The 26,763-nt window shown below is 34.2% G+C and carries 20 protein-coding genes, 3 tRNA genes and 1 pseudogene; 12 read left to right on the top strand and 12 right to left on the bottom strand.

All coding sequences use genetic code 11. The features are described from left to right. Window positions 1-253: 253 nt before the first annotated feature. The 6 genes from V5N68_RS05745 (at window position 254) to V5N68_RS05720 (ending at window position 7,540) form a co-directional block, all read left to right on the top strand. A complete protein-coding gene (locus tag V5N68_RS05745) occupies window positions 254-2,575 on the top strand; it encodes an NADP-dependent malic enzyme (RefSeq protein ID WP_332066220.1) in 2,322 nt (773 codons plus the stop codon). A 175-nt stretch (window positions 2,576-2,750) separates the two neighbouring features. Next, window positions 2,751-3,035, top strand: a complete 285-nt coding sequence (locus V5N68_RS05740) for an acyl carrier protein (protein WP_332066219.1) — start codon at window positions 2,751-2,753, stop codon at window positions 3,033-3,035. Window positions 3,036-3,045: 10 nt separating this feature from the next. Continuing rightward, window positions 3,046-4,221 carry a beta-ketoacyl-ACP synthase gene (locus V5N68_RS05735; protein WP_332066218.1) on the top strand — a complete coding sequence of 392 codons (1,176 nt, stop codon included), beginning with the start codon at window positions 3,046-3,048 and terminating at the stop codon, window positions 4,219-4,221. 14 nt (window positions 4,222-4,235) lie between these two features. Further along, window positions 4,236-5,510 carry a beta-ketoacyl-ACP synthase gene (locus V5N68_RS05730; protein ID WP_332066217.1) on the top strand — a complete coding sequence of 425 codons (1,275 nt, stop codon included), beginning with the start codon at window positions 4,236-4,238 and terminating at the stop codon, window positions 5,508-5,510. Between the two features lie 65 nt (window positions 5,511-5,575). Further along, a complete protein-coding gene (locus tag V5N68_RS05725; protein WP_332066216.1) occupies window positions 5,576-6,604 on the top strand; it encodes a zinc-binding dehydrogenase in 1,029 nt (342 codons plus the stop codon). Between the two features lie 6 nt (window positions 6,605-6,610). Beyond that, complete coding sequence (locus V5N68_RS05720; protein WP_332066215.1) at window positions 6,611-7,540, top strand: lipid A biosynthesis lauroyl acyltransferase; 930 nt, start codon at window positions 6,611-6,613, stop codon at window positions 7,538-7,540. A 253-nt stretch (window positions 7,541-7,793) separates the two neighbouring features. On the opposite strand, the gene V5N68_RS05715 is transcribed toward V5N68_RS05720, so the two are convergent. Further along, the gene (locus tag V5N68_RS05715) at window positions 7,794-8,180 is read right to left on the bottom strand and encodes an iron-sulfur cluster assembly accessory protein (RefSeq protein ID WP_332066214.1); all 387 of its coding nucleotides are present in this window, start codon (window positions 8,178-8,180) and stop codon (window positions 7,794-7,796) included. A gap of 480 nt (window positions 8,181-8,660) precedes the next feature. Here V5N68_RS05715 and V5N68_RS05710 point away from each other — a divergent pair. Then, window positions 8,661-8,737: transfer RNA gene (locus V5N68_RS05710), tRNA-Pro, on the top strand. A 38-nt stretch (window positions 8,738-8,775) separates the two neighbouring features. Here the strand turns inward: V5N68_RS05710 and V5N68_RS05705 are convergent. Continuing rightward, window positions 8,776-9,033, bottom strand: a complete 258-nt coding sequence (locus V5N68_RS05705) for a hypothetical protein (RefSeq protein WP_332066213.1) — start codon at window positions 9,031-9,033, stop codon at window positions 8,776-8,778. A 1,367-nt stretch (window positions 9,034-10,400) separates the two neighbouring features. After that, window positions 10,401-10,898: an Hsp20 family protein gene (locus V5N68_RS05700; protein ID WP_332066212.1), complete on the bottom strand. Its 498-nt coding sequence runs from the start codon at window positions 10,896-10,898 to the stop codon at window positions 10,401-10,403. 264 nt (window positions 10,899-11,162) lie between these two features. Between V5N68_RS05700 and V5N68_RS05695 the strand changes: the two genes are divergently transcribed. The 3 genes from V5N68_RS05695 to V5N68_RS05685 all read left to right on the top strand — a co-directional run bounded on the left by V5N68_RS05695 (window position 11,163) and on the right by V5N68_RS05685 (window position 13,143). Continuing rightward, on the top strand, window positions 11,163-12,062 hold the full coding sequence (locus tag V5N68_RS05695) for a serine aminopeptidase domain-containing protein (RefSeq protein WP_332066211.1): 900 nt from the start codon (window positions 11,163-11,165) through the stop codon (window positions 12,060-12,062). Between the two features lie 543 nt (window positions 12,063-12,605). Then, on the top strand, window positions 12,606-12,968 hold the full coding sequence (cpdR, locus tag V5N68_RS05690; protein WP_332066210.1) for a cell cycle two-component system response regulator CpdR: 363 nt from the start codon (window positions 12,606-12,608) through the stop codon (window positions 12,966-12,968). 100 nt (window positions 12,969-13,068) lie between these two features. Beyond that, window positions 13,069-13,143: transfer RNA gene (locus V5N68_RS05685), tRNA-Val, on the top strand. A 240-nt stretch (window positions 13,144-13,383) separates the two neighbouring features. On the opposite strand, the gene V5N68_RS05680 is transcribed toward V5N68_RS05685, so the two are convergent. From V5N68_RS05680 to V5N68_RS05645, 7 genes and pseudogenes are all read right to left on the bottom strand, one after another. Next, window positions 13,384-14,769 (bottom strand): AAA family ATPase, encoded by a 1,386-nt coding sequence (locus V5N68_RS05680; RefSeq protein WP_332066209.1) that lies wholly within the window; start codon window positions 14,767-14,769, stop codon window positions 13,384-13,386. Window positions 14,770-14,879: 110 nt separating this feature from the next. Next, window positions 14,880-15,080: a hypothetical protein gene (locus V5N68_RS05675; protein ID WP_332066208.1), complete on the bottom strand. Its 201-nt coding sequence runs from the start codon at window positions 15,078-15,080 to the stop codon at window positions 14,880-14,882. Window positions 15,081-15,433: 353 nt separating this feature from the next. Continuing rightward, window positions 15,434-16,098: pseudogene (gene bgtA / locus V5N68_RS05665) on the bottom strand (gene transfer agent endolysin BgtA). 98 nt (window positions 16,099-16,196) lie between these two features. Further along, the gene (locus V5N68_RS05660; RefSeq protein ID WP_332066207.1) at window positions 16,197-16,367 is read right to left on the bottom strand and encodes a hypothetical protein; all 171 of its coding nucleotides are present in this window, start codon (window positions 16,365-16,367) and stop codon (window positions 16,197-16,199) included. A 256-nt stretch (window positions 16,368-16,623) separates the two neighbouring features. Continuing rightward, window positions 16,624-18,012: an amino acid permease gene (locus V5N68_RS05655; protein ID WP_332066206.1), complete on the bottom strand. Its 1,389-nt coding sequence runs from the start codon at window positions 18,010-18,012 to the stop codon at window positions 16,624-16,626. A gap of 961 nt (window positions 18,013-18,973) precedes the next feature. Further along, window positions 18,974-20,512 carry a histidine ammonia-lyase gene (gene hutH, locus V5N68_RS05650; protein ID WP_332066205.1) on the bottom strand — a complete coding sequence of 513 codons (1,539 nt, stop codon included), beginning with the start codon at window positions 20,510-20,512 and terminating at the stop codon, window positions 18,974-18,976. A 416-nt stretch (window positions 20,513-20,928) separates the two neighbouring features. Further along, window positions 20,929-21,005 (bottom strand) — tRNA-Arg (locus V5N68_RS05645). Between the two features lie 276 nt (window positions 21,006-21,281). On the opposite strand from V5N68_RS05645, the gene V5N68_RS05640 reads away from it, so the two are divergent. After that, the gene (locus V5N68_RS05640; protein WP_332066204.1) at window positions 21,282-22,055 is read left to right on the top strand and encodes an NAD kinase; all 774 of its coding nucleotides are present in this window, start codon (window positions 21,282-21,284) and stop codon (window positions 22,053-22,055) included. Window positions 22,056-22,200: 145 nt separating this feature from the next. Then, window positions 22,201-23,610 (top strand): DEAD/DEAH box helicase, encoded by a 1,410-nt coding sequence (locus tag V5N68_RS05635; protein ID WP_332066203.1) that lies wholly within the window; start codon window positions 22,201-22,203, stop codon window positions 23,608-23,610. Window positions 23,611-23,706: 96 nt separating this feature from the next. Here V5N68_RS05635 and gltX read toward each other — a convergent pair whose 3' ends face one another. Together gltX and V5N68_RS05625 are read right to left on the bottom strand one after the other, a co-directional pair. After that, complete coding sequence (gltX, locus tag V5N68_RS05630; protein WP_332066202.1) at window positions 23,707-25,077, bottom strand: glutamate--tRNA ligase; 1,371 nt, start codon at window positions 25,075-25,077, stop codon at window positions 23,707-23,709. A gap of 10 nt (window positions 25,078-25,087) precedes the next feature. Further along, entirely contained in the window at window positions 25,088-26,752 is a 1,665-nt protein-coding gene (locus V5N68_RS05625) for an NAD+ synthase (RefSeq protein ID WP_332066201.1), read from the bottom strand. Window positions 26,753-26,763 lie beyond the last annotated feature (11 nt).

Genomic DNA, 26,763 nt, shown 5'->3' with positions numbered 1-26,763 from the left:
ATTTTAAACATTTAATAATTTTTGTTAGTTTAATCTGAAGAAAGAAAAATAATAGTGCTGATATCAATAATATTATAAACTAATGCAAATAGTAAAGAACCAACAAAACAGTTTTATAGTCCAGAAAGATTTACGTGTGCCCATGAATTTTTGTATTCAACAAAATCGGACTCTATCAGCAAAAATTTATCATAGATAAAAATACTATATAATATAATATAATAAACATAGAATAAACTTGGATATCATAAAAATGTCTACAGAAAAAAAGAACAGTTTCAGTTCACAAAAAGCTGAATTTGATAGTGCAGCACTCTTTTATCACCAGTATCCTAAACCTGGAAAGCTGGAAATCCAAGCAACAACACCTCTTGATAATCAACATGATTTATCTCTTGCTTATTCTCCAGGTGTTGCTGCACCATGTCTTGCAATCCATAAAGATCCAAATCTTGCTGCTCAATATACCTCTCGCTCTAATTTAGTGGCGGTTATATCGAATGGAAGCGCTGTTCTTGGATTAGGAAATATTGGCCCCCTCGCTTCAAAGCCAGTCATGGAAGGAAAAGCTGTTTTATTCAAAAAATTTGCAAATATTGATGTTTTTGATATTGAAGTTGATGCTCAAAATATTGAAAAAATGGTAGAAACTGTATCTGCCTTAGAGCCTACTTTTGGTGGTATTAACCTTGAAGATATTAAGGCCCCTGAATGTTTTGAAATAGAAGAAAAACTTCGTGCAAGAATGAATATTCCGGTATTCCATGACGATCAACATGGAACTGCTATTATTGTTTCTGCTGCTGTATTAAATGCATTACACCTCGCTGGAAAAAAAATTGAAAACGCAAAAATAGTTGCTTCAGGTGCAGGTGCTGCAGCTTTAGCTTGCATTAATCTCTTAGTACGTCTTGGAGCAAAAATTCAAAATATTTGGCTTAGCGATTTAGAAGGAGTTGTTTATGAAGGACGCAAAGTCCTTATGGATCGCTGGAAAGTTACTTATGCACAAAAAACCACCGCACGCACCTTATCTGAAATTATCGATAATGCAGATATTTTCTTAGGCCTTTCAGCAGGTGGTGTTTTAAAGCCTGAATATTTAAAAAAAATGGCTCAAAATCCATTAATTTTAGCTCTTGCCAATCCAATACCAGAAATTATGCCAGAAGAAGCACGTGCTGTACGACCAGATGCAATGATCTGTACAGGACGCTCTGACTATCCTAATCAGGTCAATAATGTTCTTTGTTTTCCTTATATTTTTCGTGGTGCATTAGATGTTAGTGCAACAGCAATTAATGAAGAAATGAAAATGGCAGCAGTTCATGCTATTGCAGCTCTTGCTCGTGAAGAATCTTCAGATATCGCTGCGCGTGCATATTCAAAAGAACCATCCAGTTTTGGACCAGAATATCTTATTCCCTCTCCCTTTGATCCTCGCTTAATACTACGTATTGCTCCTGCTGTTGCTAAAGCAGCGATGAAAACAGGAGTAGCAATTAGACCTATCAAAGATATGGAAGTATACTATGATACCCTTAATAGATTTGTATTTCGTTCTGGCTTAACGATGAAACCTGTTTTTGCAGCGGCAAAAACAGCAAAACGTAAACGTATTATTTATGCCAATGGTGAAGATGAACGTGTACTTCGTGCAGCACAAATCGTTCTTGAAGAACAAACTGCAATTCCTTTACTCATTGGTCGTCCACATGTAGTAGAGGCAAGATTAAACCGTTTCGGTCTAAAAATTCGCCCTGGTGTAGATTTTGAACTTATAAATCCAGAGAATGACCCGCGTTTTCGTGATTATGTTAACTTATTTCTTCATTATACAGGAAGGCATGGTGTTTCACCTGATGCAGCAAAAACAATCGTAAGAACTTCAACAACAGCTATTGCTGCTCTCGCAATCATGCGGGAAGAAGCTGATGCAATGATTTGCGGATTAGAAGGACGCTTTGAACGTCATTTTGAATTAATTGAACAGATTATTGGGCGTGATCCTCATGTTAGTCATTTTTCTTCTGTGAGTTTACTTATTTCATCACATCGTACTCTCTTTTTTACAGATACCTACGTTAATGAAAATCCTTCTGCAGAAGAAATAGCAGAAATGACAGTACTAGCAGCCCGAGAAATTAAAGCATTTGGGATAACTCCCAAAGCAGCACTATTGTCACACTCAAACTTTGGCTCAAAAAATACAAAAAGTGCACAAAAGATGCGTCGTGCAACCGAGATTCTTACCGAGTTATATCCTGATTTGGAAGCTGATGGAGAGATGCACGGTGATGCTGCACTTTCTGAAACTTTTCGTAATCGCGTTTTTCCTGCTTCACGCCTTAAAGGTGAAGCTAATTTACTTGTCTTTCCAACACTTGATGCAGCTAATATTGCCCTCAATCTTGTTAAAGATCTAACTAATGCGCTTCATGTTGGTCCCATCATGATTGGAGCTGCACGTCCCGTGCATATATTAACACCTTCAGTAACTTCTCGAGGGATTATAAACATGACAGCTCTTGCAGTACTTGCTGCAAATAGAAAAAATTATAAACAAATAAAGTAAATTTATTTCTAAAAAATTATAATCTTAAAGTAAGTTATTCTATAATATAAGCTAATTTTATATATCGAAAATACAGCTATATTTTATATTAAGTCTTTTTTTTTAAGAAAAAAGATTCTAAAAGAGTAATATTAAGGTGTAGTCTAAATTATATAACTATATAAGGAATTATGCATTGTCTTCTACGTTTGATAAAGTTGCTGACATTATCGCAGAAATCAGTGAGATTGATCGCGATATGATTACATCTGAAAGCCATACAATTGATGACTTGGGAATCGATAGCCTTGATTTTCTTGATATTGTTTTTGCTATCGATAAAGTTTTTGGAATTAAAATTCCACTAGAACAATGGACACAGGATGTTAATGAAGGAACGGTTGCAACCGAAGAATACTTTGTTCTTAAAAATCTTTGTGCAAAAATTGATGAGCTCGTTGCTATAAAACAGGCTGATTAACTCTTTTATTATGCGTGATCAAACTGTATTCATCACTGGTATAGGTCTTATAAGCTCTTTGGGTGAAGGGGTTGAGCGTCATTGGAATATTTTAAACGACTCTTCGACTAAACCAAATCTTGATTGTCACACTTATTCTCCTTACACTGTTCACAAGCTCTCTGAAGTCGACTGGAATCTACAAATTCCCAAGCGAAGTGATCAGAGACAGATGGGTATTTGGCAGCGTCTTGGTGTTTATGCAGCTGGTCTTGCTCTTGATGATGCTGGAATAAAAAATAATGAACACCTCACATCAACGATGGATATGATCGTTGCGGCAGGTGGAGGAGAACGTGATATTGCTGTTGATACACAAGTTCTTTCTGAAGGGCGTACAGTAACTGATCATCATTCTATGTTAAATTCAACTCTTTCGACTGAGCTGCGTCCGACTTTATTTTTAGCACAACTTTCAAATCTTTTAGCTGGAAATATTTCAATTGTTCATAAAGTAACGGGATCTTCTCGTACTTTTATGGGAGAAGAAGGCAGTGGACTTTCCGCGATTCAAATTGCTGCAGCTCGTATCAAATCAGGGCAAAGCACACATGCATTAGTGGGAAGCTCCTATAATGCACAAGGTTATGATATGTTGCTAGCCCACGAACTCGGAAAGCTTTTAACACACAGCAAATGGACACCTGTATGGGATCGTAAAAATTGTCTTGGAGGTGGTGTTATAACTGGTTCGGGCGGTGTTTTTTTAGTTCTTGAAAGTGAAGAACATGCTAAAAAGCGTAATGCACGTATTTATGCGAAAATTAATCAGATTATTACAGATCAAACAGATAGAACAAAAACTCCACTAAAGAAATCGATCTCCACAATGTTAAAAACAATAAAAGCCAAATCTTCTTTAGCCTTCTCAGCTGCTTCTGGATTTCATGAAGTGACAGAAGCAGAAAAAAGGGCTCTTGATGATGCTGATATATCTTATCGCGGTGTAACAACATTATTTGGCTATATGAGGGAAGCTCAATTTCCATTAGCGCTTGCTCTTGCCGCTATTTCTATTAGGAAAAAAGGTAGTTTTCCGCCTTTAAGTATTCATGAAAAACCTTTCTCTAAAGAAATACATGAAGCACTTGTTACAACAATTGGCATTAAAAGAACTGAAGGTATAATACACTTAACTGCCGCTTAAGGGAAATTTTTACAGTGCAATACAATGATCATTTTGGATATCCACTTGTAGCGATAACTGGAGCAGGAGTGATAACATCGCTGGGGAAAGGAAAAGATAAAAACTGGCAAAAGTTAATAAATGGTATTAGCGGGATTCATAAAATAACGCGCTTTTCTGTTGATAAATTAAATACACATATTGCTGGAACAATTGATTTTCTTAAAGAAAGTACACTTGGTACTTCCGTTCTTTCTGAAAAACTTGCAGAGCTCGCGGCAGAAGAGGCTTTAGATCAAGCAGCCATTGATAAAACAAATTTTAATGGATTGTTATTTTTAGCAGCTCCTCCTGTCGAGCTAGAATGGAAAGAACGTTTTTCTCTTGATCAAGAAGGAGCTTTCGGTAGTGAACCTTCTTATAAAAACCTTCTTGAGATTTGCAGTCGTACCCCTCATGAAATGTTGTTTGAATCTACACAATTTGGTGCGATTGCCGAAAAACTACAAAAGAAATTTGGAACCAAAGGGCTTCCTGTTACACTTTCAACTGCTTGTGCATCTGGAGCAACAGCCATTCAATTAGGAGTTGAATCTATTAGACGAAAAGAAACAAACCGTGCACTCACTGTAGCCACAGATGGTTCTGTTTCAGCAGAATCTCTTATTCGTTTTTCTTTATTATCTGCTCTTTCAACTCATAATGATCCTGCTGAAAAAGCATCTAAACCATTTAGTCGCGATCGAGATGGCTTTGTTATGGCAGAAGGATCGGGTGCTCTTGTCCTTGAAAACCTTGAAAGTGCCCTCAATCGTAACGCAAAAATTTTAGGGATTTTAGCCGGCTGTGGAGAAACAGCAGATGATTTTCATCGTACGAGATCAAAACCTGATGCATCTCCAGCTATTGGATCTGTTCGTAAAGCCTTAAATGATGCAAAAATAACTATTAATGAAATTGACTATATTAATGCTCATGGAACCTCAACACCCGAAAATGAAAAGATGGAATATCTTGCATTATCAACAGTCTTCGGTGATATTTTAAAAAATATTCCAGTTTCTTCTAATAAATCAATGATTGGTCATACATTAACTGCTGCAGGCGCTATAGAAGCAGTATTTTCACTTTTAACCATTCAGTCAGGAATCATTCCTCCTACAATTAATTATGATCATCCTGACCCTACTATCCCTTTAGATGTCGTTCCTAACTATAGCCGCAAAGCCTGTATCAACACAGTTTTATCAAATTCATTTGGGTTCGGTGGCCAAAATACTAGTCTTGTTATCACAGCATATAAAGGATAATTCTTTTACAATAAAACTTCATGAATTTAATCTGACAGCATATATATATTTTAAAGGGGAATATAATGCGTACACTTCAGTTATTGAATGAGCGTCGGCTTGAAATCACTGATATTGCTCCACCTCCACCACCAAGACCTGATGAAGTCACTGTTCGTATAAAAGCAGTTGCTCTTAATCATATAGATGTATGGGGATGGCGTGGTATGGCTTTTGCTAAAAGAAAAATGCCGATAGTAATTGGTGCAGAAGCTTCTGGTGAAGTTGTTAGATTAGGAAGTAATGTAAAAAATTTACACCCTGAGCAAGTCGTTTCAATTTATGGTGCACAAACCTGCGGATTGTGCAAAGCTTGTAAAGAAGGCCGTGATAATCTCTGTAATCATGTAAAAGGCATTTACGGTTTTCATTTTGACGGCTTTGCATGTGAGTTCGTTAATTTGCCAGCACGTTTACTAATTCCAGCTCCTCAAAAGTGCGATGAATTAGAAGCTGCTGTTGCCCCAATTACCTTCGGCACTGTAGAGCATATGCTTTTTGATAACGCAAAATTACAAGCTGGAGAAACTATTTTAATACATGCAGGCGGTTCTGGTATTGGTTCAGCAGCCATTCAGCTTGCTAAACATACCGGCTGCACAGTCATCACTACCGTAGGCTCAGATGATAAAATTGCAAAAGCACAATCTCTTGGAGCAGACCATGTTATTAATTATCGTAAAGATCGTTTTGAAGGTGTTGTCCGAAAATTAACCCAAAAAAAAGGTGTAGACGTTGTTTTTGAGCATGTGGGAGCCGATACATGGAATGGATCAATGTTATGTATGAAACGGGGAGCACGTTTGGTAACGTGTGGATCTACTTCTGGTGTTTCAACATCTATGAATTTAATGCAATTATTCCAACAACAACTTAAAATATTTGGTTCTTTTGGTTGTCGTATGGAAAATATGCAAAATGCTATGAAAAAAATGGCGGAAAAAGCTGTACGCCCCGTTATTGATACAATTGTTGGATTAAATGAAATCGACACCGCTTTAAAACGAATGGAAAGCCGTGACGTTTTTGGTAAAATTATTCTTAAAGTTGATTAAATTATCATGAAATATCATATTAAAATTTTTCTGTATCGTATTAAAGTTATAACTAAAAATTCATTTTATTGGTTATGGACACACCTGTTTATTGGCTTTTTATTTATTTTTAAATGCTTTCCTCCTAAGATTGGAATTTCTTTTTTTTCTTGGCTGCTCAAAACACTTGGTCCCCTTCTGCATCGTCACAAAATTACGCTTGCAAATCTTAAAGCTGCATACCCAGAAAAAACAGAAAAAGAGCTTCATGAGATAGCAATGGAAATGTGGCAAAATATGGGACGTCTTATAGCCGAATATGTTTTTCTTGATAAAATTTTTGACTTTGATCCTGATTCTGACCAACCTGGTCTCATTGAAGTTAGCGGTGTTGACATATTTCAAAGACTAAAAAATGAAAAAAAACCACATATTTTTTTTACAGCTCATACTGGAAATTTTGAACTTCTTCCTATATGCGCACAAAGTTTTGGTCTTGATGTTACGGTATTATTTAGACCACCCAATAATCCATATATTGCAAAACAGGTTCTTAAAGCTCGACAAGCTTCCATGGGACATCTTGTTCCATCCAATGCGGGTTCAGCTTGGATGTTAGCGGCTAAATTAGCAGAAGGTAAAAATATTGGTGCACTTGTTGATCAAAAATTTCGCCGGGGTATTTCAGGAACATTTTTTAATAGACCACTAAAAACAAACCCTTTAATTATAAAACTTGCTCGACAATATAATTGTGATATTTATCCAGCACGCTGTATTCGTTTATCTGGAGGACGTCATCGTTTAGAATTATATGAACGCTTAGAACTTCCACTTAATGAAAAAAATGAAATCGATATAGCTGCTTCTATACAAAAATTAAATGATATTGTTGAAACTTGGGTACGTGAATATCCTAGTCAATGGACGTGGTTACATAGGCGATGGGACAACTAAAACTTTATAGTCTAATATAAATCATTAAAAAGAATATCCATAATCTCCTTTACAGACTTTAATTGTACAAGAAAAAAGAGCCTCTATCCTTCAATGATTTTTTAAACGGCTCTTTTATTACCATATTTATAAAATTGCAGAGTAAAAATATGAAATTCCTGATTCCACTTTATCTGTATTGAAAGGTCTATGTACTTCTATTTCAAAGAACTCTTAAAACGAAATAAACACTATCTATTAATTAACTATAATTTTACTCAGATAAATTGGATTCATATGTTTTATTTAAATTCTTTTGCAAAGCAGGACGAAGTTCTACTGATTCACCACACCCACACGCTGAAACTTGATTAGGGTTTTTGAATACAAAACCTGAACGAAGTGTTGTCACTTCATAATCTACTTGTGTCCCTAACAAAAATAATATCGCATCGCGTGCTATAAAAACTCGAGCACCATTAACTTCAACAACATCTGCATCTAAAGTTTCCTCCTTCACCAAAGTGATGGTATATTCCATACCCGCGCAACCACCTTTCTTAATACCAATAAGAATACCTCGTGCATCTTTTGTATCCATAATAGTTTTAACGTGATCCACGGCTGCTTCTGTTAAATTTATTATTGAAAAATGCCCCATTATTTGCTCTTTTTCTCCGCATAAAGATTTTTAATAATTTCATCTACGACATATTATTTATCTGGTATGTTTTAAAAGAAACAACAAGATATAAACTAAATCATTTTTGCATTTTCTACAAAAATAAAAAAGCCACGTTCTATATACTGCATTTATACGTTCTATATACTGCATTTATAATTGTGTCTTTATCTGAATTTTTATTTTTGCCCGATACTGATAATCATCTACAATCCTATTTTGTAAAACTAAAAAAAATCAGAATCTTCTAAAATCATAAAAAAATTTATTTTCAATCATAATTATGAAATAAATGATAGCTCAGGAACTCGTGTTATTTATAAAAACAAAACTATGAATATAGAGAGCTCTTTTTATTCGTGTAAATTCATTTTCAAATAGCAAAAGTATTTTTAATATCGCTGTTCTGATTTTTTTCTTGCCTTTAAAGAAACACTCGTTTAGTCGTTTGGCATAACTCGGAGCGTAGCGCAGCTTGGTAGCGCACTTGACTGGGGGTCAAGGGGTCGTGGGTTCAAATCCCGCCGCTCCGACCATTTTTACATCTATAGCTTAACTACAAAATTTTATCAGTTCATTTTTTAAAGTTATATTCAGAAACTGTAGTAGATAATTCGAGCAATTCAGTAATGGTAAACTTTTTTAACCTATTGATAATGGAAACTTGCATCACTTGCATAGCAAACTCCCTAACCTTATACTGCAATAACATCAATTGAGCTGTGTGTTTAAACTTCAACAGTATAGTATCAGTCGATGCATGCCAGCTAATAAGGATATAATCCCTTCCCTCTTGTATTGGAGATATAAAATACTGTAATGCAGTTTTCATTAATCCCTATTATTAATAGTCCAACAGCTTAGGTATATTCATAATCACCGTTCAAGTAAAAAATCAGATAGAAGAATAAATGTTTAAGACTGTGTCGTTATACAGCCACCTTTCAGGCTTCGGATAAAAACAAATCCTTCACATGCTTTATTCATTTTTGATAAGTTTTAATAAAAATAAGCTCTTACCAACGACGATGAGTCATTTGGATCGATAAAAATAATAAAAATACATTCACTCCTTTTTATAGCCCCAATACACTACCAATAATACTACCCTCAAACTGATAATGAAAAATGAACAACAATCTGGCAAATTAACAATAATATGCCGTACAGGTAAATGATGAAAATTGCCTTGCATTGCTTTATAACAGCAAGTAAGGATGGTTTTTAACGGCTCAACTTCTTATACGGATTAATAGCTTTATTTTTGGGAAAATACCAATTTATCTTATCCATTGTGTATTGATTTTTATATATTGATAAGCTCTTTATCTTATGCAATCTAACTACTATGAAAAATTCATTTGAAAATACATTCTTACCGCTAAATTCAAGCAGCACTATTGCGTAATGTAAAGTAAGCTATGGATGTCTGTGTTTGAATGTTTGGATACTATAAAATACGACTGCGATTCTAAAAATAGCAACCTTAGAAAACCTTCTCAACAAACAAATTAATAAGATTAGAATTGACACGTTCAGTTTTTTCATTTGATTGTTTTCAAATATTTTTAAACACTGGGTGATTATAATTGATAGGCTTTCACAAGTTCCGCTAACATCATATTCTAACAATATAGTTCTGATAAAATACCATAGGGATCCCATACTTGTGTGATGGTTATAACTCTCACTCTTTCTAAAGCAACATCCGTCTTTTTACAGGTTATTTTTAACTTTAATGGTGTGAAACAGTGATAAGTATAATTTACATTTATAAATCCTGATATCAATCAGGAGCATTTTTTTGAACGTCCTAAAAAGAACTGAAAAAATAATTATATGAAATACAATGCTCTCTTTGTTTTACAACAACGCAAACAGTTTTTCTATTATGCTGCAGTATCTGAAGACACTATGTATCATTATAAAACTGAGTTACACGACTCCCCCCTGCACTAATGTTAATAATTTACAAAAATGTTTATCATATAATAGTAACATTGAATTCTTATTAATGAAAATCCCAGACTATAATTTCATTAGGTGCTACCATAAAATTTACAGTATTTAGCAACAACAATTATTATTATCGTGCAATGTATACCCAAAAAATTTACTATAAGTAGCCTCTTTTTCAATCAAAAAACAAAGAACGCGGGACTCTCATCCCGCGCTATTTCCCTGTGAAGAGATTCATAGTTATTCAGCTTGCTTAATTTCTGAATTTACACTATGTACAATATCATTCTTACCATTTTTTACAGTAGATGGTAACGTATGCACAGCTATCTTTCTGGGCTTTAATTCAGCCGGCATTTCCCTTTTAAGCTGAATATGCAGAAGGCCATCACCAAGTTCTGCCCCAGTAACTTTAACATGATCAGCCAAATGAAAACGCCGCTCAAAAGCACGAGAAGCAATGCCTCGGTAAAGAAATTCTCGTTCTTCATTATCATTTTCAGGCGTTCTCTCGCCTTTAATAATTAGCTGATTGCAATGAGTTTCAATATCAATTTCATCCTGAGAAAAACCAGCAACAGCCATAGAAATCCTATAGGAATCCTCAGTTAAACGTTCAATGTTATACGGCGGATAAGAAGAGACATCATCTGGTTGTGTTCTGGAATCAAACCAATTAAAAAGACTATCAAAACCTACTGTTGAACGGTAAAACGGTGAAAAATCTACTTGACGCATAATATTTGCCCTCCTTTAGAGCGACTATAATTGACTCACAAAGTTCCCAAACGGCAAACTGCCCGTGAACCAGCGACCCCATCATGGCGACCGCATTATTTATTTGGTAATTCTTTTTTCCTATTTCAACTCTTTTATTTTTAAATTCGTAGAACACACAAAAGCAATATAATCGTTTCTTAACCCTTCATCACCATTACATTCATATAATTTCTTATTGTTTCATCTTATTTAATTATCAAAATACACGGTAGAGGATATAAATTGAAAACACCTATTAACCCTATAAGTTGCAATCCTTCTCCTCATAATATCCATATCAGCTATATTAGAATAACTGTTGATCGTGAAATTCGCTTTGCAACGACGTATCCCGAAATAGATATGTCTAAAGGCACAATCATTATTCTCGAAAGCTATGCAAATACTATCGAAGAGTATTTCTTGCCAATAAATGAAATTTCTCAACGTGGTTTTCATACAGCAATATTTGACTGGTTTGGTCGAGAAACATCACGGCATGACAGAATGAAGAACAGACGACATCATTATTTTGATATTAATAATGATATTAATGACTTAAATGAATTTCTTAAAAAGGTTGTTTATCCTAATTGTCCGCCACCATACTATATGTTAGCTTACGGTATGGGTGCGCTCATAGCTCTTAGCGAACCAAATATTATTAATGATTGTTTCAAAAAAGTACTCTGTATTTCTCCCCTTGTTGCACCATTTAGCAACAAAATAAATGGCTTTCAACATAAACTAACGCAATTTCTTTCTGATATAGGTCTTGGTTTCTTACCAGCTAAAGGAGGAAAAAAATTTAAACAAAAAAGTATGCGACTTAAGCATACCAATAAAGTATATTTTCCTTCTAACTTTCTTATTCCTCCCCCAACATCTCGATGGATGGCATCGGCACTTAATACAATTGATATTATGAAAAAAAATATACTAAATGAATATTTTAAAATCCCAATACTGTTTATACTTGCTAATCAAAATAATATTACGAACAATATTGAGATACGAAAATTATGCAAACATACCCATTTTACAGAGAGTATCACAATCACAGGAGCTAACCTTGATACAATCATACACGAAGAAAATCATCGAAAACAATTTTGGACCGCATTTGACGCATTTATCTCTTAAACCCACAGCATAAAATTTTCACAATTTGATGATCTAAATAATAAAAATTTATTTAATTTTATAAAATTAATCTTTCATACAATTATTTCAAGAGATACTTGAAAATCCGTTTATAAAATTACAATAAACGTTACCGATTATAAATATAAATCAATAATTTATAGTATTAATAAAGTAATGCAATTATAAATATCTTAATATCGTATACTTCAAAATAACTATTTATAAAATATAATTTTTATGCTTATAACTTTTTTAAATTAATACTTTTATAAAGATCATATAACTATAATCAAAGCATAAAATAAAATATACCAATCTTAATTAAAAGAGAGAAAAAGACCCCACCCACGCATTTCAAGCCACATACATTTCGAACTTAACTAATTAAAAACTAATATCTTATATTTTAAAAATACGCAAAAATTAACTATTTTGCAATTCATTCTAATTATGAGCATTTTATCGCTTTTTTTATAAGTACTCTATATTGTATAAGTTAATGTAGAAAAACTCTGGAATTGGAGCAATTGGAACATAGCCATGAAACGAATCTTGCTCGCGGAAGATGATAACGATATGCGTCGCTTTTTAGCAAAGGCCTTAGAGCGTGCAGGCTACGAAGTCGCTGATTTCGATAATGGTGTTAGCGCATATAAACGTTTACAAGAGGAACCATTTTCTCTTCTACTTACTGATATTGTCATGCCAGAAATGGATGGAATAGAATTAGCACGGCGCGCAACTGAAATTGATCCGGATCTACGGGTGATGTTCATTACGGGCTTTGCAGCAGTGGCATTAAATTCAAATAGTGATGCTCCTCCTGATGCAAAAGTTCTTTCCAAACCGTTTCATTTACGTGAGTTAGTTAATGAAGTAGAAAAAATACTTATAGCTGCTTGAAAAAGAAAGTTTTAAATATTGGTGCTTATTTTATTGGAATACTAAATTAAGCATTGACGTTTATAATGTTATGTGGTGTATGCAACATAATTCATTGGATGGGCGTGTAGCTCAGCGGGAGAGCACTACGTTGACATCGTAGGGGTCACAGGTTCAATCCCTGTCACGCCCACCAGGTTGTTTTTATTGCGTGTAACTTATTGATTTTGTTTTCTTTTTTTAAAGTGAGGGATACATAAATAAAGGTGAGAGAATAGGATTGTCGAACATATCTTTATAAAGTACGCTTTTTACCGATCAATTCAAAAGAAGATTCTCACATTTTCCTTCATGAAGCGCGTTTTTTCTCAAAATTCTTCTAAGTCATGCTATAAAAATTACTAAAATTTCTAACAAGCATGCCATAGTTTTACAATTAGTCCGGTGATTCAATTATTTTTTTTATATTTTCCGTAATTTTGTTTATAATTTCTGTACAAGAATGAATATTTCTAAGCATTTTCATAACTGATGAAAAGCTTATTTTTTGCATTACATAAATCTTCACTTTTTGGATAATAGGCTCGACAGCATTTTGAGCTTCTTTCGTGGAGGTATCTAATTCTAGAAATCTGTTACACATAACTCTAGGCAATTCAAAATCACTCGCTTCATTACGCACAGAAAATAGATTATCCTGTTCATTTTGATTAATGAGGTAAGGCGAATGCGTCGAATAGATTACTTTATTACCTTCTAACCTCGATAAATTCTTTAAAAAATCCAATATATTCTCTTGCAAGCGAATATGTAAATTGTTCGCTGGCTCGTCCAATAAAAAAACTACCCCATTTTTACTTCTGTGTCTACGAACCTCAGTAAAAACTTTAAAACAAAAAAACCAACGAAATCCTTTACTCCTTTCATACAAAGAAAAGGAACGATTCTTTGCTTTAACCTTTAAACAAAAATCTACAAAATTACCATCACTACTATTAGATCTCTCTATTACACAACTATCAAATACGCTTTTACCTTTAGTAATATTCTCCCAATCTTCTTTCACTATAGAATTTAAATAATCATTTATTGACGCCATACGCTGATCAATCGCATCAACATCATTGCAATCAATAATATCGCGCTGAAAATCAACATCAAGTACAGCTTTTTCATCTTTTACACACGCATGTATATAATAACTTCCTATGAGGAAATCATTTAAAATCATCTGCCATTGGTAATTTTTCTCTGAACTTGATAATAAATCTTGTGCTCCATTTTCTCTTCTTGAAAATCTGATTTTATCAGGCACTTCAAACATAAAATCATCATAATAGACTATTTCAGGAGTGCGCTCAGCTATCCATCCCATAATAGAATCGTCTTTATCTATCTGTTTCTTATTAATGCATATAATACCTTCATCACACGCACTATTCTTAAACGGATAAATAAAAGACAATTCAAATTTTCCATCCTCACTATTTGTAATGTCTTTACAAATTAACTTTTTAGAAGGTGTTTTTAAAGATTTCAGTGCACTCATATCGTCATTATTACAAGAAAGACATGCTGATAAAATTATGTCACCATTAAAATAGGAGCTCTTTGGACGAATAGAAACGAAAAAATTTTCTGGCAATTGCTTTCCTCTACAAAGCACAGATATAAAATTAATACCTTTTAAAATTGTAGTTTTTCCCGATTCATTATTACCAACAAGAACAAAAGGAAAATCTTGATTTCCTTTTGTAAAATCTATTTCCACAGGCTGCGAAATTCCTCGAAAATTTTCTAATTTGAATGAAGTAAAAATCATAATAATCTTTTAAAATACCTGAATTATAATGTCTTATGTTAGGGATTAAGATATTTGATATTGTATTATAAAGTACCTCAAATAAAAAGTCTTTAAATTTTAATTAACCACTATTTCAGATGCGTAAAGATATTTTCTATTGCATCCATGAGGTGTGAAAATTCAAGAATAAATAAAAAGATAATGAGCGCGATCCGTTTCATAAAGCGAGACATCATCTTTACACTTTGGTAAGTAACTATTATTTCTTGCAGCATTTCTTTTTCTGCATCTGTAAGCTCTGTGTACTTTTCAACTTTTCTTTTAACCATATCTCCATCCACACAAACGTTCGCCCTGTTTGTTATGCTTTAAGATGTCTCTTGCTAAGCTTGAACTTATTACGTTGAGGTCTTTACAATCCAAATAGATTGGCATCCAACCAACACAGGCAGAACGTTCATTCGTCACGCACCCAGTGAGAAAGTTCAGCACGCACAGCACCATCACTTTTCTTGTTAACTTCATTATTCACCTCAAATCGTGTTGTAGCCGTTTCTAAAGCTTTCTTTGTTTGCTTTTATTGCTCCACATTTTTTCCAAGGGAGAAAGCTTGCACTAAAAGCCATAAAAAAAGCAGCGAAGGCTGCCATAATAAGTAAAAAGTTTTTTTTCATAGACCAAATCATAGATGCTGCTCATGAAAGCGTTTGACAACAAACATGATGCCAATACAGGCAGCGAGCACCATAATGGCTGCTAAAGCCCATTGAACGGGACCATTCCCTGCTAATAATCCCCCAAGCCCTGAAAAAGAACCTAGAATTTGTACAAGAGCTTCTAGTTTTAAAAGACCTGCTGGCTCTTTTGTTTCAACTATTTGATAGTTGGAAGCAACATAAGACCCCTTTACCCATAACCCCGCTTCTGCTGCTCGACGATTAACAAGACCTTGAAGACGTTTTCCTCCGGATTTAACCCACTTCTGTAATTCCGCTGCCACAGCTTCATAATCACCTTTATTCATCTTTTTAAGGAGTGCGGAATTACAAAATGCTGTTGTCCCTACATTATAGCAAAACGACACTGGTTCTGCGAATTGCTCATCTGTTAAAGGAACCGTGACAACTTGTTCAATACTCCTCTCAAATTGTTTTAAATCTCGACAAAGAATATCTTCTGCCACCTTTTCAGTGATATTCATGTTATTGTGAACAACAGGTTTTCCAGCAACACTTGTGTGACCATAGCCTATTGTCCATATTCCAATGGGGTCTTGATAAGCGTGTAAAAAACAAGCCTTCCTATTGCTTGATTAATATAAGGTCCTTCTTTGGATATTTTGCACATATTCTTCCCTCCATAAAAAAATCCCAGCAAAAGCTGAACTGATTGACATGTTTGTAATGAATTTCTTTCCCACCTTTAAAAAAGAGAAAAGAAAAATTTCATGAAAAATTAAGCGACTTTATTAACAAACGCTTTATAAAACAAACCGTTCGCTCTCCAGAAGGTACTGTACTTAAATCATGGAATGCAGTACCATCTGCAAAAAGTGTTAACATCACATGGGTTGGCGAGATAATTTGCAGCGCTATCTCGCAAAGCTTATTGCTCATTTATGAAATAATCCATCAATATTTTTTGATTCTTTATTTCAAAAACGATCTTTATACGCGAATACAAAAAAATAAAAATTTGCAAATTTTTTCTTATTTTTATTTATGCATTTACATATATACATTAAATCGCATATGCAAAAAATCGCTCACACGCATTAGAAGAGGGATTATGAGAAGCTAACTTTTTAAAGAAATTACTCATTTTTTCCAACATACAGTAACTAGCCCACTAATCATTTATTTCTCAGAAGCTTTATTCGCATTTCCGTGCTTCTTTTCTTTTTTTTAAATCAAAAAATTTAAGCATGTAAAAGCAAATAATAAGAAAGATAACCCAAATAATCCCTACAAATAAAGCTGGTCGTGTATCATCAAAAAATAACAATAAAATAAAAATAAAAATCATAAATAAAATAGAAAAAATTGATCCTATTGGCCAAAATGGAATTGGAAACTTTAAATCACTCTGCTCTTTTTTAGACATCTTAAAACGCATAAAAATTTGCGACAGTAAAATCATCATCCAAATAAAAACTGTGGCAAATGTTGCCATTGCTGCAATGAGAAAAAAAAGTCCTTCATGGTAGAAATAGTTAAGGACAACACCAAGAAAAAAAATGACAGAAATCAACAAAATAACAAGAATTGGCACACCATTTTTTGATAAATATTGGAATTTTTTTAAAGCATAACCTTCCTGCGATAACCCATGTATCATACGACAAGCCCCGTACATTCCACTATTCATTGCCGAAATAGCTGCGGTGACAACAACAATATTTAAAATATTTGCAGCAAATGAAATGCCAAGCTTTTCAAAAATTGAAACAAAAGGGCTACCCATAAGACCAATTTTATTCCAAGGATAAAGTGACATTAAAGTAGCTAAGGTCATAATATAAAACAGCAAAATACGAAATGGAGTATAATTAATTGCTTTTAAAATTGTCTGATGTGGATTTTTCACTTCCATTACTGTCATACCTATAATTTCTATGCCACCAAACGCAAAGATAACCACGCTAAAACAAGTCAAAAAACCAAACCAACCGTTAGGAAAAACACCACCATTTTTCCACAGATTTTCGATGCCAATAGCAGAAGAGTTTATACTTGTATCCCAGCCCCATAAGATAATTGCTATTCCTAAAATAATCATCGCAATGATAGCAATAATTTTAATCGAAGATAGCCAAAACTCTAACTCTCCATATACTTCTACTGCTAACAAATTAATTGCTGTAATAATCAGTGTAATGCTGAGTGCCCATACCCAAGGAGCAACATCGGGATACCAAAAGCCCATATAAGTTGCAACAGCTGTAATATCAGCTAAACCGACAAGAATCATTTCAAATACATATGTCCATCCTGTTAAAAAACCAGCTAATGGGGATATATAATTAGCAGCATAACGAGCAAAAGAACCAGGTAACGGATTATGGATAATCATCTCACCAAGAGCCCGCATAACCATAAAAATAACTAAACCAAAAATACAATAAGCAATCAAAACACTTGGTCCAGCAAGTTTAATCGCTTGTGCAGATCCATAAAAAAGACCTGTCCCAATCGAAGAGCCAAAAGCTAAAAAAATAACCTGACGCTTGTTCATACCTCGTTTTAGTTCATTTGTTACCATCTTTTTCCTTCTTTGTTATAACTCTTCATTGTAATACTGACTCTAACCGATAAAAAACGCGGCTTTATGGTAAATAAAACCTTATATTTCCAGCACAAATGTATCTTAAAAAACATTGAGTGATAATCAGAGATACTCTATCCTAAGAAATAAAAAAATACTTTCATCGTAAATTATTCAATTTCTTTAACAGCTTAGATTTTTATCATTTTTTAAACCAAGAAATTATAAAATTTTCTATAATTATCATTTAACCCATTTTCATATTCTCTATTTTTTGAAAAACACTTTATTTATTGTAGTATTCTCCACTACATACTCTTCTGAATCCACAAATTAGAAGCTTTAAAGTTTATTAACGATATTAATCGTGCTAAATTATATTAATATGTTAATAAACTCTTCATGACTTTTTATACTCCATAAATTATACAAAACAACTTATGAACCAGTGTTTTTAAAATCATAATGAAATAAATTAAGCAATTGTGCAACGAAGCCTACTAATTTTAACAGCTTTGAGTAATTGTAAACACAATCCATCTCTTAAAAGTTCCAACCACCTTCAACCAAATTCTCTTCCGCCAAAAGTTATGACTAAAAAATATTCTTAAATGTCTATCTTTCTAAATATTTGCATTAACCTCTACCAGTTTACAAAAATAATCACTGTTTAAATACATAAAGGGGGAATCTATATTTTATAATTTGGGCTAGATTGAACTAAAAACAACAAAAAGACATCCCTAATATTATGTTTTATCAACTTGTAATAATAAATTAATCACCATAAAGCATAATATCAGAGCAATCCCTGACTATGGATATCGAGCTATGGAAACAAATAACCAACAAAAATTATATCATAATTTATTTTAATATGTTATTTGTTCCACTCATTTTATAAATAAAATACCAAAATTGATTACCTTCCTTCCCTCATCAACTTGAAAAGAAAGCATTATTTTTGTATTAATTGCGGAAAAGTTTTTTCTGGCAAAATGGATAACAAATGTCCTTCACTTACAAGGACATGGCCTTTATGAATATCTTCAGCCATGTAACGATCTTCCTCAAGAGAATCAATATCTTTGCGCACATGTTCTACAACAGACTGTAATAAAGGACTTGTTTTAAAGGGAGCACGATATTCAATTCCTTGTGTAGCAATAAGCGTTTCAATACCAACAATAGTAAAAAGATTTTCACTCATTGCCAATAATCGACGAGCACCATGGCAAGCCATTGAAACATGATCTTCTTGATTTGCTGAAGTCGGTGTTGAATCAACAGAAGCGGGATAAGCCATCTGTTTATTCTCAGACATTAAAGCAGCTGATGTTACCTCAGCAATCATAAAACCTGAATTAAGACCCGCATTTTTTGCCAAAAATGCTGGAAGCCCATAAGAAATTGCTGGATCAACCATAAGAGCAATACGTCTTTGAGAAATTGATCCTATTTCACATAAAGCAAGAGCAATCTGATCGGCAGCAAATGCCACAGGCTCTGCATGAAAATTTCCACCTGAGACAACCTCACCATCACTTAAAATCAACGGATTATCTGTAACTGCATTTGCTTCAATAATAAGTGTCTTTGCTGCTCCCATAAGAATATCAAAACACGCACCCATAACCTGCGGCTGACAACGCATACAGTAAGGATCTTGGACACGCTTATCATCATGCAAATGTACAGATCGAATTTCTGAACCTTCTACAAGCGTTTTTAATGTTTTTGATACAACAATTTGCCCATAATGGCCACGTAAAACATGGATATCAGGATGAAATGGCGCTGTCGACCCCATGGCAGCATCTATTGTCAAAGCTCCTGAAAGAAGTCCACCACACAATGCTCGGTAACCTCGAAAAAGACCAGCAAGCGCAAGTGCAGTCGATGTTTGTGTACCGTTAATAAGAGCTAAACCTTCTTTTGCTTCTAAAGTAATAGGAGATAATCCTGCCTTCTCTAAAGCAATAGCACCACTCATGCGAGTATTTTGAAAGAAAGCTTCTCCCTCTCCCATCATGACAGCCGCCATATGAGCAAGAGGAGCGAGATCACCTGATGCACCAACTGATCCTTTTTGAGGAATGACAGGAATAACTCCATTTTCAAGCATACTTTCTAATAAATGCACCAGTTCTAAACGAACACCAGAAACCCCTCTTCCTAAAGAAATGAGCTTTAAAGTCATCATTAAACGCACAATATCTTCTTCTAATGGATCTCCCACCCCACAACAATGCGATAAAATAAGGTTTCTTTGCAAAACAGTTACATCATTCGCATCAATTTTAATTGAAGCCAATTTCCCAAAACCAGTATTGATACCATAGACTGCCTTATCGCCCGTAACAATTTCAGAAATGCGGTCTGCGCCTTTTTTAATTGCTAAATATGTATCACTATGAAGTTTACCCACCTCACCATTAAAATAAACAGCCTCAAGCTCGCTGAGTGTTACTTCTCCAGGATTTAGTATAATAGTCATAAATTTCTTTCTTGTTTACTTAAAGCGTGATCATTTGATTGTTTTTTTATGAAATAAAAAAGAGCTGCTCTATAATACTGACATATATGACAGATCGGTATCTATTAGATAAGAAATCTTTACTAGTTTTTTAATCTACCAAACAGAAATAGCAGAAACTTTTTGAAATATTCTACAAGAAATAAAAAAACAAATATTTTACATCTATAACAATACACAAATATTTTTTATTACAAAAATAATAATAAAATTATTTTATAAAATAAAATCTTCATCTCCCTCCCCTTTTTTGACTTACATTTTTTAAATAATCTATTTGAGACAATTATTTTTTTATTCTAAAGTAATTTTATTATTATTTTTATCTAAAAAAATAATCTTAATAACCTTTAAATTAGAAATAAAATTGCTAAGCTTGGTGCACCCGACAGAATTCGAATCTGTGACCTCTGCCTTCGGAGGGCAGCGCTCTATCCAACTGAGCTACGGGTGCATGCAATAAAGTATTGAAATCGACTGTATCCTTTTAACTCATCATGCCCTTATCTTCAAGAATGAATCAACACTCTAAAGAAATATAAAGGATATTATACCTACCGTTTATGCAAAACGAAATCTTCTGATTCTAAAAAGTAATGGTAACTTTACCTCTAGTAAATCATTTCTTACAAAACTCTCTTTTTATAAAAATTATAAAAAATTTTATTACGACTTCAAAACTCTTTCAAATTACAGTAAAAATACACGACAAGTATCAGGATAACTCTTAATGACTACGCCACCAAAACACCTTCATTTCATCTCAGCTGAAACTGAAGAAGCTACTAAAGCTACCAATAAATTAATTTCCATTTATGGCCATTGCTCCCTCACTGAAGCTGATGTTGTTGTCGCAATCGGTGGTGATGGTACAATGTTACAAACTGCCCGAGATGTTATGAATACTGGAAAACCTATTTATGGCATGAATCAAGGCTCTGTAGGATTTTTGATGAACGAGTTTCATGAGAAAGAATTGCCAAACCGCATTGCAATTGCACACAAAAAGGAAATACACCCGTTGCGTATGATTGCTAAAGCTGAATATCAAGGCTATGTTGAAGCACTAGCAATCAATGAGGTATCTTTATTTCGTCAATCTTATCAAGCAGCTAAAATTCGTATTAGCATCGATCACAACGTACGCATGGAGCAATTATGTTGTGATGGTATTCTCGTTGCCACACCAGCAGGATCTACCGCATATAATTTATCAGCGCAAGGACCTATTTTACCGCTCATGGCCCCCCTCATGGCGCTTACCCCCGTTAGTCCCTTTCGCCCTCGGCGATGGCATGGTGCGTTGCTTCCAAACACTGCAACAGTGCACTTTGATATGTTGGAACCTAATAAGCGTCCCGTAAATGCCGCAGCTGATAATGTTGAAGTTAAATCTGTCCATTCAGTTACCATTTCATCAGCCTCTGAAGTAACAGTCTCAATTCTTTTTGACTCTAACCATTCATGGGATGAACGTATTTTATCAGAACAATTTCGCTATTAATTATTATATATACTTTTATGTATATAGCCGTTATAGTTGACTTTTTTGTAAATGCGTCTTAACCATCTTTATTGATATGAAATTTTTATAATCTTACTAATAATTTGGATAACTAGATTAAAGTTGCAAAGCAATTGACAAAAAAATGATACCATCTTTAAATAGTTTTGATGATTTAGGTCTTTCCGCAAAAGTTATTAAAGCAATAAAATTAGCGGGATATACGGCTCCAACCCCTATTCAAAGTGGAACAATTCCTCATGTACTCCAAAAAAAAGATGTTTTGGGGATTGCTCAAACAGGAACTGGTAAAACAGCCTCTTTTGTTTTGCCTATGCTTACACTACTTGAAAAAGGCCGTCCAAGAGCACGAATGCCTCGTACCCTTATCCTAGAGCCTACACGGGAACTTGCAGCTCAAGTTGAAGGGAATTTTGATAAATATGGAATAAATCATCGTTTAAATGTTACGCTATTGATTGGTGGTGTTTCTTTTGAACACCAAGATCGTAAACTTGAACGAGGTGCTGATGTTCTTATAGCGACACCAGGACGGCTTCTTGATCATTTTGAACGCGGAAAATTACTTCTAATGGGTGTTGAGATTCTCGTTATTGATGAAGCTGATCGTATGTTAGATATGGGCTTTATTCCTGATATTGAACGCATCTGTAAATTGACCCCTTTTACACGTCAAACTTTGTTTTTCTCAGCCACAATGGCTCCGGAAATTACAAAATTGGCAAAGCAGTTTTTACATTTTCCTGTGTCCGTTGAGGTTACAAAAGCATCCTCAACAGCGAAAACAATCACACAAAGGCTCGTTAAATCTGAAAGTAAAGCATGGGATAAAAGAGCTGTTCTGCGAAGCCTTATAAATAATGAAGGGAATGAACTTAAAAACGCTATTATTTTTTGCAACAGAAAAAGAGATATTTCTGAACTTTTTAAATCTCTCGTCAAATATAATTTTAATGTGGGTGTACTTCATGGAGATATGGACCAACACTCACGTATGAATACACTGGCTGATTTTAAAGATAACAAACTTACACTTCTCGTTGCTTCTGATGTTGCCGCTCGTGGACTTGATATCCCAGCTGTTAGCCATGTCTTCAATTATGATGTGCCTACACATGCTGAAGACTATATTCATCGCATTGGTCGCACAGGACGTGCGAATCGTAGCGGAAAGGCTTTTACGATTGTCACTAAAAATGATCAAAATTATATCAACGCTATTGAAAAAATAAGTAATGAGAAAATTGAATGGCTTGATGGAGATTTATCTACTTTAGAAAAAGGCGATAACGATCATGAAGATAATACTATTTCAAAAACAAAATTTACAAAACCCTTAAAGAAAGCTACTTATAAAAAGCGTACTACGCAAACTAAAAAATCTTTAAAAGACAACAAAGTGAATCATATTTCCAATATCAATAATAAAGAGGATTCACTTGAACGACACCGTTCTCAAAAAAATAAAAACCACACTTTCCCTGGATTTGGCGATGATATACCAGCGTTTATGCTTATAAAAATTCGCCCTTAAATGATACCTACCTCAATTAAGGCACGGAAAATTTTTAACTCTTGCAATACAGAAAAATTAATTAAATGTCTCAACCTGAATATCTTTTATTTCTCTTTAAGTAGTCAATCTTTGTATTGCTTTATCACGCCCTAAAAGCTGTAAAAACTTCCCCATTTCAGGACCATGATCCATCCCTGTAAGCGCTTGACGTAATGGCATAAACAATGGCTTTCCTTTACGCCCCGTTTTTTCTTTTAATGTCGTTGTCCACTGCTTCCAACTTTCATTATCTAATACACCTTTAGGTAAAAAATTCGCAGATTGACGCACAAATGCACGATCTTCAAGCGCTACTTTATCAAAGCTTTGATCAATGTGAATAATATTCCACCATAAAACAGCATCATTTACTTTATTAATATTCCCTCTTATTGTATTCCAGAAGTACTCTACCTTTTCTCCATCAATAGAAAGATTTTTTAATCGTGTTTTAACTTGCTCATAAGTTAATTCATGAACGAGATGTTTATTTAAAGAAAGAAGATCAGTAACATCAAACTTTGCTACCGACCTTGACGTATCTTGAATATTAAAATGTTCTAAAAGAGCTTCTTGATGAGGATAAGGGTAGACATTTTGGGAAGTTCCAATCAAAACAGAAAAACACTGAACCGCTATAGATTCAAACCCGTCCTCTCGTAAAGAATGAATAGAAAAATCACCATCACGTTTTGAAAGCCCTTTTCCTGATGTTGTACTCAATAAATTGATATGACCAAAAGCAGGTGGCTTCACATTTAAAGCTTCAAAAAGAGCAATTTGAGCCCCTGTATTGGTAATATGATCATCTCCACGAATAATGTGGGTAATGCCCATATCTATATCATCAACAACAGATGGCAATGTATAAAGATAACTTCCATCTTCACGAATTAAAACAGGGTCTGAAAGAGACGCCAAATCAATAACTTGTTTTCCCTTAACAAGGTCTTCCCAATAAACTTCTGTTCTCTTAGTCTGCAAAGGATGGTTATCAAAATTAGGTAAAAGAAAGCGCCAATGAGGTTTACGACCTTGAGCTTCAAGATTTTTTTTGTTTTCTGATGTCAATTTTAATGCATCGCGATCATAAATGGGAGGCTTTTTACGTGAGAGCTGAACCTTGCGACGCAACTCCAACTCTTCTGCAGTTTCATAACAAGGGTAAAGGAGACCTATTTTTTTTAGCTTTTCTACAACCTCATCATATCTATTCATTCGTTTAGATTGATAATAAACTTCATTCGGTTTTATACCAAGCCACTCAAGATCAACTAGAATAGAATCAGCATATTCTTGTTTAGAACGTTCAATATCTGTATCATCATAACGTAAAATAAATACACCATTATTTTTTTGAGCATATAGCCAATTAAATAATGCAATACGGGTATTACCAACGTGAATATAACCTGTTGGCGATGGGGCAAAACGAACTTTTATCATAAAATAATGCTCAACTTTTATCACGAAAACGATTGACGATAGGATAACGACGATCACGTCCCAAATGCTTATAACTGATTTTCACGCCAGGTGCAGATTGTCTTCTCTTATATTCAGCTAAGTAAAGAAGGTTTTCAACTTTCTCAACTATTTCTCGTAGATGTCCACGTTTAACAATATCACAAATGCTCATGTCATCCTCTATCAGAGATTGCAAAATATCATCTAAAATGGGATATGGAGGTAGAGAATCCTCGTCTTTCTGATTTTCTCGAAGCTCTGCTGAAGGCGTTTTTCGTATAATATTGGATGGAATTACAACTCCTTCTGGCCCTTTCCAATTTTGTAAATGATTTTTATTGCGCCATTCAGCTAATGCATATACTTGCATTTTATAAATATCTTTAATAGGATTAAATCCTCCATTCATATCACCATAAAGTGTAGCATATCCGACAGCCATTTCTGATTTATTGCCTGTTGTGATTACCATTGAACCCAATTTATTTGAAATAGCCATTAAAATAAGCCCACGCACACGACTTTGAAGATTTTCTTCTGTAATATCAGATGGCAAATTTAGAAAAACAGGTCTCATTACACTCAAAAGCACCTCAACAGGTTGTACAATAGGTATTGTTTCATAGTAACATCCTAAAAGACGAGCACAATCTTGAGCGTCTTTTAATGATTCTTGAGAAGTATAATGATATGGCATCATTACAGTTCGAACCCTTTCAGGACCAAGAGCATCTACCGCCATTGCTGCACAAAGTGCCGAATCAATTCCTCCTGAAAGACCTAGAACAACATCCTTAAAACGGTTTTTATTGACATAATCTCCCAATCCTAAAACACAAGCTTGATAATCAGCCGCCAATCCGTTGAGCAAACTTTCATCTGGACCCAAAATACATTGCCATCCTGTAGATTCTCGTTTCCAATGACTTAAAGCAATATGATTTTCAAAATGTTTCATTTGAAATGCTATTTGACCTTGTTGATTTAATGCAAAAGACCCCCCATCAAAGACTAACTCATCTTGCCCACCAACTTGATTAGCGTAAATAATTGGAAGGCCTGACCTAACAGCTTGACTCTGTACAACGTCTATACGCCTTAATGTTTTTTTACGACAATAGGGAGATCCATTAAGGACAAGAATAATCTCAACCCCTTCGTTACGGAAATCCACACAAACTGAAGAATCATTCCAAATATCTTCACAAATGACTATACCTATTTTTATTCCTCGATAAATAATAGGCTTAGGACGAGGACCAGGCGAGAATACACGCTTTTCGTCAAATTCAGCATAATTTGGCAAGTCAAACTTCAAGACTTCATCCACTATCCTACCTTTATCAAGTAATAAAGCACCGTTATAAATATTATCATCATGCCTTAGTGGAATACCAATTATAATTCCTGGCCCTTCTTCAGTTACCTTTGCTAATTTTTGAACAGAATCTGCACATGCCTTCGTAAAAGCTGGTTTAAGAACAATATCCTCAGGCATGTAAGCACTAATAAAAAGCTCAGAGAATAAAACAAGATCGGCTCCATCTTTTTTAGCTTCTTGATGAGCCATCACTGCAAGAGAAAGATTCCCCTCAATATCACCAACAACAGGATTTAATTGAGCAACTGTTATACGAAAATCATTTTGTATCATTTTATTAATTG

Source organism: Bartonella eidoli, from assembly GCF_036576145.1.
In the GTDB taxonomy this organism is placed as follows: Bacteria; Pseudomonadota; Alphaproteobacteria; order Rhizobiales; family Rhizobiaceae; genus Bartonella.
Note: the sequence above shows the minus strand (reverse complement) of the source record. Positions and strands in the feature narration are given on the sequence as shown.

Coding starts and splice junctions, on each gene's coding strand:
- V5N68_RS05745 (WP_332066220.1), top strand. CDS start 254: ATGTCTACAGAAAAAAAGAACAGTTTCAGTTCACAAAAAGCTGAATTT.
- V5N68_RS05735 (WP_332066218.1), top strand. CDS start 3,046: ATGCGTGATCAAACTGTATTCATCACTGGTATAGGTCTTATAAGCTCT.
- V5N68_RS05725 (WP_332066216.1), top strand. CDS start 5,576: ATGCGTACACTTCAGTTATTGAATGAGCGTCGGCTTGAAATCACTGAT.
- V5N68_RS05720 (WP_332066215.1), top strand. CDS start 6,611: ATGAAATATCATATTAAAATTTTTCTGTATCGTATTAAAGTTATAACT.
- V5N68_RS05715 (WP_332066214.1), bottom strand. CDS start 8,180: ATGGGGCATTTTTCAATAATAAATTTAACAGAAGCAGCCGTGGATCAC.
- V5N68_RS05705 (WP_332066213.1), bottom strand. CDS start 9,033: ATGAAAACTGCATTACAGTATTTTATATCTCCAATACAAGAGGGAAGG.
- V5N68_RS05700 (WP_332066212.1), bottom strand. CDS start 10,898: ATGCGTCAAGTAGATTTTTCACCGTTTTACCGTTCAACAGTAGGTTTT.
- cpdR (WP_332066210.1), top strand. CDS start 12,606: ATGAAACGAATCTTGCTCGCGGAAGATGATAACGATATGCGTCGCTTT.
- V5N68_RS05680 (WP_332066209.1), bottom strand. CDS start 14,769: ATGATTTTTACTTCATTCAAATTAGAAAATTTTCGAGGAATTTCGCAG.
- V5N68_RS05675 (WP_332066208.1), bottom strand. CDS start 15,080: ATGGTTAAAAGAAAAGTTGAAAAGTACACAGAGCTTACAGATGCAGAA.
- V5N68_RS05660 (WP_332066207.1), bottom strand. CDS start 16,367: ATGAGCAATAAGCTTTGCGAGATAGCGCTGCAAATTATCTCGCCAACC.
- V5N68_RS05655 (WP_332066206.1), bottom strand. CDS start 18,012: ATGGTAACAAATGAACTAAAACGAGGTATGAACAAGCGTCAGGTTATT.
- hutH (WP_332066205.1), bottom strand. CDS start 20,512: ATGACTATTATACTAAATCCTGGAGAAGTAACACTCAGCGAGCTTGAG.
- V5N68_RS05640 (WP_332066204.1), top strand. CDS start 21,282: ATGACTACGCCACCAAAACACCTTCATTTCATCTCAGCTGAAACTGAA.
- V5N68_RS05635 (WP_332066203.1), top strand. CDS start 22,201: ATGATACCATCTTTAAATAGTTTTGATGATTTAGGTCTTTCCGCAAAA.
- gltX (WP_332066202.1), bottom strand. CDS start 25,077: ATGATAAAAGTTCGTTTTGCCCCATCGCCAACAGGTTATATTCACGTT.
- V5N68_RS05625 (WP_332066201.1), bottom strand. CDS start 26,752: ATGATACAAAATGATTTTCGTATAACAGTTGCTCAATTAAATCCTGTT.